An 8,151-nucleotide genomic window follows, 5' to 3' on the forward strand; every position below is an offset into this window, starting at 1 on the left:
GCTGTAGTGCCGAGCCATGCTCGGCAGCTCCTGATCCGCTCAATAACGTTGACCAACCCCAGGCGCAAAGCGCCGGGTATCAACAAAAAACCGCAACGGGAGGCGCGCCTCCCATCAAGGTAGACACATGAAATTCTCTGAAAGCTGGCTGCGCAGCCACGTACCGACCACCGCATCGCGCGACGAACTCAGCGCCGTGCTGACTGCCATCGGTCTGGAAGTCGAGGAAGTCACCGCGCTGGGCGCAGGCCTGGACAACGTGGTGGTCGCGCGCATCGTCGAAGCGACTCGTCACCCGGAAGCTGACCGTCTGCAGATCTGCAAGGTCGACGCCGGTCAGGCCGAACTGCTGCAGATCGTCTGCGGCGCGCCGAATGCGCGTCCGGGTCTGGTCGCACCGCTGGCCATGGTTGGCGCGCAGGTCGGTGAATTGAAGATCAAGCCGGCCAAGCTGCGCGGCGTGGAATCCAACGGCATGCTGTGCTCGGCCAAGGAGTTGGGCCTGGACAACGATGCCTCCGGCCTGCTGGAACTGCCGGACGATGCACCGGTCGGCACCGCGCTGGTTGACTACCTCGGCCTGCCGGACGCCAGCATCGAGATCAAGCTGACCCCGAACCGCGCCGATTGCTTCAGCGTGCGTGGCATTGCGTTCGACGTCGCCGCAGCTACCCGCAGCGAAGTGAAGCCGTTTGCCGCCGATGCGGTACCGGCACAGGGCGCGCGTGAGCTGAGCATCCAGCTCGACGCCGGTGCCGAAGCGCCGCGTTATCTCGGCCGCGTGATCGAAGGCGTCAATGCCGCCGCGACCACCCCGTTGTGGATGGCAGAGCGCCTGCGCCGTAGCGGCGTGCGCCCGGTGTCGCTGCTGGTCGACATCACCCAGTACGTGATGTTGGAACTCGGTCAGCCGATGCATGCCTACGACCTGGATACGTTGAAGGGCTCGATCGCCGTGCGCCGCTCGCGTGCTGGTGAAAGCCTCAAACTGCTCGACGGCCGCGACGCCGCGTTGGACGACAGCTTCCTGGTGATCACCGATGCCGACCGTCTGGTCGGCCTGGCTGGTCTGATGGGTGGCTTCGATACCCGCGTCACCGATGCGACCAACAAGGTGTTCCTGGAAGCGGCGCACTTCGCCCCGGCGGCGATCATGGGCCGTGGCCGCAAGCTGGGCCTGCACACCGATGCCGGTCACCGCTTCGAACGCGGCGTCGATCCGCAGCTGCCGCGCACTGCCATCGAATACGCCACCAAGCTGGTGCTCGACCTGGCTGGCGGCACGCCGGCGCCGGTCACCGAGGCCGTGCGCGAAGCTGACCTGCCGGTCGCCGCCAGGATCCTGCTGCGTCGCACCCGCATCCTGCGCGTGCTCGGCATCCAGATTGAAGACGCCGAAGTCGAGCGCATCCTGCGCGCGCTTGGCATGCAGGTCGAGGCTGTTGCCGATGGCTGGACCGTTACCGGCCCGAGCCGTCGCTTCGATATCGCCATCGAAGAAGACCTGATCGAGGAGCTGGCTCGTATCCACGGCTACGAATCCATCCCGACCACCTTGCCGGGCGGCGCTGCACGCATCGCCATGCCCAGCGAAACCCGTCTGGATGACCTCAGTGTGCGCCGCCAGTTGGTGGCGCGCGAAATGCTGGAAACCATTAACTTCGCTTTCGTCGATGCCGAACTGCTGAAGCAGTGGCAGCAGAGCGAAGGCCTGGTCGCGCTGGCCAACCCGCTGTCGGCCGAACTGGCGGTGATGCGCCCGCTGCTGCTGCCGGGTCTGGTGGCAACGCTGGGCCGCAACGTCGCCCGCCAGGCCGGCCGCGTGCGTCTGTTCGAAATCGGTCGCGTTTTCGCAGCGCAGGCCGGCGAGGGCAAGCCCGCGCCGAAGGAAACCGTGCGCATTGCGGCTGCCGTGTGTGGCGATGCTGCCACCCTGCAGTGGGGCGAGAAGGCGCGCAAGGTTGATTTTCACGACCTCAAGGGTGATCTGGAGTCGCTGGCTGCCGCTTCCGGCGCCACGCTGGAATTCCGTGCCTCGCAGCGCCCGTATGCGCACCCGGCCCGCTCGGCGGACATCTGGCGTGATGGCGAGTGCATCGGCTGGATTGGCCAACTGCACCCGCGGCTGACCAAAGCCATGGACGTGGATGCCGATGTCTATGCTTTCGAGCTGGATCTGGCCCCGCTGGCTGCGCGTTCGCTGCCGCGTTCGAGCGAGTTGTCGCGCTTCCCGGCCGTGCGTCGTGATCTGGCGGTGGTCGTAGCTGAATCGGTCAGCTGGGCTGAGCTGTCGGCCACCATCCGTGCTGCCAGTGGCGAACTGCTGCGCGAAGTGGCGCTGTTTGACCGTTATGTCGGCCAGGGCGTCGAGCCGGGCTTCAAGAGTTTGGCTATGGGCTTGATTTTGCAGGACAAGTCGCGCACATTGACGGACCGCGACGTGGAAGCCGTAGTCACCGAGGTGGTGGCGGCGATTGATCGCGGGCACGGCGCAAAGATCCGTGGCTGAGGCGGCAAACAGGGAGCAGGCATGGCATTGACCAAGGCGGAGATGGCGGATCGGTTGTTCGACGAAGTTGGTCTGAACAAGCGTGAGGCCAAGGAATTTGTCGACGCGTTTTTCGATGTGTTGCGCGATGCGTTGGAACAGGGACGTCAAGTGAAGCTGTCGGGCTTCGGCAATTTCGATCTGCGGCGCAAGAACCAGCGCCCGGGTCGCAACCCCAAGACCGGCGAGGAAATTCCGATTTCCGCCCGTACGGTAGTCACCTTCCGTCCGGGCCAGAAGCTCAAGGAGCGGGTGGAGGCATATGCTGGATCCGGGCAGTAACCGCGAACTTCCGCCGATTCCGGCCAAGCGCTACTTCACCATTGGTGAAGTGAGCGAGCTGTGCGATGTAAAGCCGCACGTGCTGCGCTACTGGGAAACCGAGTTTCCCAGCCTTGAGCCGGCCAAGCGCCGTGGCAACCGCCGCTACTATCAGCGCCACGACGTGCTGATGGTCCGGCAGATCCGCGGCCTGTTGTACGAACAGGGCTACACCATCGGTGGCGCCCGCCTGCGACTGGAAGGCGAGGGCGCCCGCGAAGAGTCGGCGCTGAGCAATCAGATCATCAAGCAGGTGCGCATGGAGCTGGAAGAAGTACTGCAACTGCTCCGTCGCTGAACTTTTTTGTGTGAAAACCGGTATAATCACCAGCTCGCCGCAAGGCGGAAGCAGTAACGATCGGGGCGTAGCGCAGCCTGGTAGCGCATCTGCCTGGGGGGCAGAGGGTCGTCGGTTCAAATCCGGCCGTCCCGACCAATTACTTGCTTTGGATGAAGGGCTTGCGGCTTACGCCGCGAGCCCTTTTTCGTTTTGGATGCCAGGTGTTCGCTGCTTTGGCAATGAGACGCCGGTGCTGAATGCTTGCCACCGCGCTTTGGGTCCGCCGAGATGGTGCTCGGTCTTGCTGCGCTGGCTGGATACAGTGGAGCAGTGATCGGCCCGCTCCGGCCTCCATCCATCCTGCCCTCAGGATGAACCCCAAACACATGAATCACAGGCTCGCAGGGCGCTATGCTCGGGCCAGGCCAAGGGCCGCCAGTGCCAGGCCGGGCTCGTGTCCTGCCCGTGTCGGCCTGATGTCGTTACCCAGAACCGGGAAGGGCAGGATGATGTCGGTAAGCCAAACAACTGATTCAAGGGGTCTTTCATGCACATCAACAGCGCCCGACTTCGCGAGCTCCGCACTGGCCGGCAATGGTCGCAGGAGCAGTTGGCCAATCTGAGCGGTTTGAACCTGAGGACCATCCAGCGCCTTGAGTCCGGCGCGAAGATCTCGACGGAATCCTTGCGGGCACTGGCTGCCGTCTTCGAGGTGCCTGCCGAAAGCCTGTTGGCAGGCAATCCGTCCCCCAGTCAGCCAGCGCTGGAGGCGATGCGCGACGGCGTGCTTCGTGGCCTGGAGTTCACCGGCACGACCCCGCGGGCGGATTTCTGGTGGTTCGCCCTGGCTGTGGCAATGGTGCTTGCCTTCGCCCAGCTGTTTGCTGAGGCCATTGGCCAATGGGCGCTGGAAATCACCTCGCTGGTGGTGTTGCTGCCCTGGATCGCGGCCTGCACCCGGCGCCTGCGCGACGCTGGCTTGAACCCGTGGTGGCAGCTGATCAGCCTGGCGCCGGTAGGTGGCATCCTGGTGCTGCTCTATCTGCTGACCTATCCGACCAAGGCGAAGGAGCCTGCCGAGGTGATTGCCGGTTAAAAGAGGGGGGGGCAGGGCCCAGCGCCGCAGTTTGTTGGATCTCATCGCTAGCGACGGTCGGGACGTAGCATCGGCCCTCCGCCTTCCGGCCAGCCATGCTCCCTGACGGTTTCAAATGGGCCAAAGTGGCCGACTTCGAAAGCCAGCTGACGGCGATTTACGTCAACGAGGTCGCCGTATCCCGGCTGGTCGAGCGGCTGGACGGATCGTGGTTCGTTAGCCTCGCGTACCACTTGCCTCCACCTGGCGGAGCGGTGCTGCATCCGCCGCGCAACTGCCGGAGCTACGAGACCGGCAAGGCGGGATGCGAGGAGTGGGCACGGCGGAATGAGCGCAGATTGCGAGCTGAGACGGCGGAGATTGCGTTCAGGAGGTGGGGACATCGGTAGCGTCAGTTGCCGCCGAACGTGTCATTGCGCCGCTCCGTCTCGTTGTGATTCTTTCGGCTCTTGCACGGTGCTGCGTGTGAAGTGGTCACACCTGCACGCGGGCATCAGCCTTGGTAGGCAAACCTTGGCTGGGACACACCTTCGACAGTCACCTGTTCCACGAACATCGCATAGGGCCGGGCCCACACGCCCAGGTCGCCATACAAGGGCTTGTAGAGGACCAGAGCTTCCAATGTTTCGCTGCTACGGGCGAGGCCGATGACTTCGTACTCGCCGCCTTTGAAATGGCGATAGCGTCCAAGTGCGAGGCTGGGAAGAGCAGGTAGGTCGGACATTGATGATTTCTCTGTCGGGTGGGGCGGCGGATCGTAGCAGCTGGAAGAAGGGGTTGCCCTGCGGACTGCAAGCGGGGGCAGCTTTGATCCATGACGGTGCGCGCCTATCGGCTCAAGTTCTCTTGATCCAATCACATCCCGAAGAACGGTAGAAGCGCCGCCCTAATGCAGTGATGTACACCGGGGGCTGATTTGCGATCAGATCAGGGGCCGCCACGAGTGAATGGCAACTCGCGTCTATCCTCAGCGCTTGCCCAGGTAGCCTTCCAGGACTTGCCTGGCCAGCGTCAGGTTGGTCACGATGGTAGGGCCGAGGAGCGCTCGCGTGGCCGGACCGTTGGTGAGGCTCAAGCCGCGGATATCGAGAGACTGCCTGATGCGCTTGCCCACGAATCTCTCCAACATTGGAGATGCGGACAATGAGGCGCGGATCTCGCGCATCTCGATGATCGCCTCGCGCCAGGCTTTTTCATCCGGGGTGGCTGAGGAGAAGACGGTGATGAGCCTGTCCAAGGTGGTCAGCATGTCGTGAAGCAGCGTGTCTTTGGGCATGTTCTGCTCCTTCGCCAAAGGACGGATTTTACCGGCTGCCAGATGGGATTCAAACCGGCAGGTAACGCACAATCCTGCCGGTGGCGTTGATGTGTAGGCGGACTGTTGGAGCAGGGACCAGTCTGGCAACCCAAGGCTCTGGCGGTCTCGCGAGAGCCGAAAAGCGTGTGCAACGCTTTTGCGCGAGACTTTGAATGTGGCGCCCCCCGCGGTTTGGTGGTGAGGCCGCAGCGTCATCACAATCTTTTGCTGGTCTGCTGCCGAGAATATGGCAGTCGCCCTGGAGAGCATCGATGAAATCCCTTGTACTTTGTGTAGCTACCTTACTGATGTCTGCTGCGGCCGCAGGCTGTGCGCCGAAAGATGACACGAAGACCGAGGCTGCCCAGCCGCGTGTAGGCATGGCCAATCCTGCATCCGAGTATTGCGTGAAGAAGGGCGGCAAGGTCGAAATCAAGAAGAACAGCGAGGGCGGTGAGTACGGCATCTGCCATCTTGCGGATGGCACGCAGATCGAAGAGTGGGAGCTGTTCCGGCGCGACAACGCGGCCGGCACCAAGTAAGGGGCTGCGGGTTGGGCTCGGATTGCTCGTTGACGGTCGCCTTTGTCTTGCGCCAACGACCAACAGGATGAGCAGAGCATCAGTCATGCGCGATGCGATGTAGTGCCGAGCCATGCTCGGCTCGTTGGCATCACTGACGCGAGAATCGCTGCCGATACTGCGTGGGTGTGAGCCGGGTCAGCTCCTTGAACATGCGCTGCAGGTTCGAGTCGCTGCTGAAGCCAAGTTCGTTACTGATTGTTGAAATCGGTGCGGAGGTGAGCGTCAGGCGCTCGGCGACCTGGGCGAGCTTGATGCGGCGCGAGTATGTTGCGGCGGCGCAGCCAGTTTCATCCTTCACCTTGCGCGCAAGTGTGCGGCTGGACATACCCAGTAGTTCTGCAAGCCTGTCCATGGTCAGCTGATCTGCAGGCAATGCTTCAACTGACGCATGCAGCTTGCGCAGCAAGGTGCTGGATTGCTGGATGAGGCTCAGCGCCTGGAAGGCATCGTGGGTCTGTGCAGGCCTTGGCAGCACCATCAGCTTGACCAGATCCTGCAGGATGGCGGGGCTGACTGTCTGTTCGATCAGGTTCTGCGCAATCGGCAGGTAGCCGCTGACGCCGCTTGCGGTGGCATGTCGCGTTGCATGTATGCAGGTGCTCTCTGCCTGCCAGCGTATCTTCGGATGGCGCTGGCGCAGCGTGTCGAGCAGCCACCAAGTGGCGGTGGCGGCTTGCCCGTCCAGCCGCCCACTGGCTGCAGCGAGGCTGACGCCTACGCAGTAGCTCCACAGCCGCGAGCGCTTGGGGAGCCGCGCAAGCGCCCGTATCAGTGCGGCGTTGTTCTGCAGCGCGGCTTCCACCTCGGCTGCGGATTCGGCCCAGAACCCGGGGACGAGCACGGCATCGAGTAGCGGGTCATCGACGCTGCCGTGGGCCTGCATTTCCAAGCCTTGGCTGCAGTTGACTGGGCCGGCTTTCAAACCGACGAAGCGGGTTTGGAACAGTGGCTGTCCTGTGCGGCGATTGGCTGCGTGCAGCAGGTCGGCAAAACCAAGCAGGCCGGCAGGCATGCAGCCGGGATAGAGCAGGAGGCCGATCTGGCAGGTCTTTGGCATGGCCGAAATTGAATGGAACGTGGCGTTTCTTGCCATTATCGGCCAGGCCGCGCCGGCTCACCATGGGGGCCTCTTTCCGCCGGCCAAGCCATGAAAATCCAGCAGCTCCGCAATGCCACGATCATTGTCGAAATCGGCCCGCATCGACTCCTGGTCGATCCGATGCTGGCGGGCAGGGCGGCGCTGCCGCCACTGCGCCTCTTTGCCGGTCTGCAACGTAACCCGCTGGTGGATCTGCCAGCGGAAGCCGAGCAGGCGCTGCAGTCGGTCACCCACTGCCTGATCACCCATTGCCAGAAAGGTCACTTCGATCATCTGGACCGTGCAGGCAAGCGCTGGCTACGTGAGCGGCGCATTCCGGTTATCTGCACGCCGCACGATGCCGCACATCTGGCGGCGCGCGGCTTGAACGTGCAGCCATTGCCTCAGACGCATGAGCTCGCCAGTCCTTTTTTGGGCGGAAGCATTCGTACCGTGCGTTGCACCCATGGCCGCGGTGTGATTGGGCGTTTCATGGAGCACGGTGTGGGCTATCTGATTGAGATCCCCGGCGAGCCTCGTCTGTATCTGTCTGGTGATACCGTGCTTACACCTGCTATCGAAGATTTCGTGCGCAGGCAGCAACCTGATATCTGCGTGATCCCCGCCGGCGGCGCGCGCTTTGATCTTGGCGGCGAGATCATCATGGGGCTGGATGAAGCGCTGGCGTTTACGCGCATTGCCGACGGCATTGTTGTTGCCAACCATCTGGAGGCGTTGAGCCATTGCCCGGTGAGTCGGCAGGGGTTGCTGCTGGCTGCGCGGGACGCAGGGCTGGCGGATCGCCTGCGTGTTCCAACTGATGGTGAGGTGCTCGAGTTCTGAGGATTGGTAGTGGCGGCGCCCGCGCGGCCCGGGGGGGGGGCGGGCAAACCCCAAACACACCAGAGCGAGGCCCCAGAAGGGAGGGGGGCGAGAATATTTAATAA

Annotated in this window: 9 protein-coding genes and 1 tRNA gene; 7 read left to right on the forward strand and 3 right to left on the reverse strand. The window is 63.1% G+C overall.

Features of this window, described 5'->3' with window-relative positions:
• The first annotated feature begins 127 nt into the window (after positions 1–127).
• The 5 genes from pheT (at position 128) to ACVOMF_RS14185 (ending at position 4,245) form a co-directional block, all read left to right on the forward strand.
• Positions 128–2,509: a phenylalanine--tRNA ligase subunit beta gene (gene pheT / locus ACVOMF_RS14165; protein WP_481509865.1), complete on the forward strand. Its 2,382-nt coding sequence runs from the start codon at positions 128–130 to the stop codon at positions 2,507–2,509.
• 21 nt (positions 2,510–2,530) lie between these two features.
• Positions 2,531–2,830 (forward strand): integration host factor subunit alpha, encoded by a 300-nt coding sequence (locus ACVOMF_RS14170; protein ID WP_054657702.1) that lies wholly within the window; start codon positions 2,531–2,533, stop codon positions 2,828–2,830.
• Positions 2,811–3,167 carry a MerR family transcriptional regulator gene (locus ACVOMF_RS14175; RefSeq protein ID WP_057629341.1) on the forward strand — a complete coding sequence of 119 codons (357 nt, stop codon included), beginning with the start codon at positions 2,811–2,813 and terminating at the stop codon, positions 3,165–3,167. The genes ACVOMF_RS14170 and ACVOMF_RS14175 overlap by 20 nt, the downstream gene beginning before the upstream one ends.
• A gap of 61 nt (positions 3,168–3,228) precedes the next feature.
• Positions 3,229–3,305: transfer RNA gene (locus ACVOMF_RS14180), tRNA-Pro, on the forward strand.
• Between the two features lie 391 nt (positions 3,306–3,696).
• Positions 3,697–4,245: a DUF805 domain-containing protein gene (locus ACVOMF_RS14185; protein ID WP_481509866.1), complete on the forward strand. Its 549-nt coding sequence runs from the start codon at positions 3,697–3,699 to the stop codon at positions 4,243–4,245.
• A gap of 493 nt (positions 4,246–4,738) precedes the next feature.
• On the opposite strand, the gene ACVOMF_RS14190 is transcribed toward ACVOMF_RS14185, so the two are convergent.
• Complete coding sequence (locus ACVOMF_RS14190; protein ID WP_296253060.1) at positions 4,739–4,969, reverse strand: DUF1653 domain-containing protein; 231 nt, start codon at positions 4,967–4,969, stop codon at positions 4,739–4,741.
• Positions 4,970–5,212: 243 nt separating this feature from the next.
• Complete coding sequence (locus tag ACVOMF_RS14195; protein WP_481509867.1) at positions 5,213–5,521, reverse strand: hypothetical protein; 309 nt, start codon at positions 5,519–5,521, stop codon at positions 5,213–5,215.
• 293 nt (positions 5,522–5,814) lie between these two features.
• On the opposite strand from ACVOMF_RS14195, the gene ACVOMF_RS14200 reads away from it, so the two are divergent.
• A complete protein-coding gene (locus ACVOMF_RS14200) occupies positions 5,815–6,084 on the forward strand; it encodes a putative hemolysin (protein WP_481509868.1) in 270 nt (89 codons plus the stop codon).
• Between the two features lie 130 nt (positions 6,085–6,214).
• Here the strand turns inward: ACVOMF_RS14200 and ACVOMF_RS14205 are convergent, their stop codons facing one another.
• Positions 6,215–7,183, reverse strand: coding sequence for a GlxA family transcriptional regulator (locus ACVOMF_RS14205; RefSeq protein WP_481509869.1), 969 nt, complete (start codon positions 7,181–7,183; stop codon positions 6,215–6,217).
• Positions 7,184–7,195: 12 nt separating this feature from the next.
• Between ACVOMF_RS14205 and ACVOMF_RS14210 the strand changes: the two genes are divergently transcribed.
• The gene (locus tag ACVOMF_RS14210) at positions 7,196–8,047 is read left to right on the forward strand and encodes an MBL fold metallo-hydrolase (protein WP_481509870.1); all 852 of its coding nucleotides are present in this window, start codon (positions 7,196–7,198) and stop codon (positions 8,045–8,047) included.
• Positions 8,048–8,151 lie beyond the last annotated feature (104 nt).

The sequence above is a fragment of the Stenotrophomonas sp. STEN022 genome, from assembly GCF_056760155.1.

What these genes read in the sequence shown, in the direction of transcription:
- pheT (WP_481509865.1), top strand. Translation starts at nt 128, where the DNA reads ATGAAATTCTCTGAAAGCTGGCTGCGCAGCCACGTACCGACCACCGCA.
- ACVOMF_RS14170 (WP_054657702.1), top strand. Translation starts at nt 2,531, where the DNA reads ATGGCATTGACCAAGGCGGAGATGGCGGATCGGTTGTTCGACGAAGTT.
- ACVOMF_RS14175 (WP_057629341.1), top strand. Translation starts at nt 2,811, where the DNA reads ATGCTGGATCCGGGCAGTAACCGCGAACTTCCGCCGATTCCGGCCAAG.
- ACVOMF_RS14185 (WP_481509866.1), top strand. Translation starts at nt 3,697, where the DNA reads ATGCACATCAACAGCGCCCGACTTCGCGAGCTCCGCACTGGCCGGCAA.
- ACVOMF_RS14190 (WP_296253060.1), bottom strand. Translation starts at nt 4,969, where the DNA reads ATGTCCGACCTACCTGCTCTTCCCAGCCTCGCACTTGGACGCTATCGC.
- ACVOMF_RS14195 (WP_481509867.1), bottom strand. Translation starts at nt 5,521, where the DNA reads ATGCCCAAAGACACGCTGCTTCACGACATGCTGACCACCTTGGACAGG.
- ACVOMF_RS14200 (WP_481509868.1), top strand. Translation starts at nt 5,815, where the DNA reads ATGAAATCCCTTGTACTTTGTGTAGCTACCTTACTGATGTCTGCTGCG.
- ACVOMF_RS14205 (WP_481509869.1), bottom strand. Translation starts at nt 7,183, where the DNA reads ATGCCAAAGACCTGCCAGATCGGCCTCCTGCTCTATCCCGGCTGCATG.
- ACVOMF_RS14210 (WP_481509870.1), top strand. Translation starts at nt 7,196, where the DNA reads ATGGAACGTGGCGTTTCTTGCCATTATCGGCCAGGCCGCGCCGGCTCA.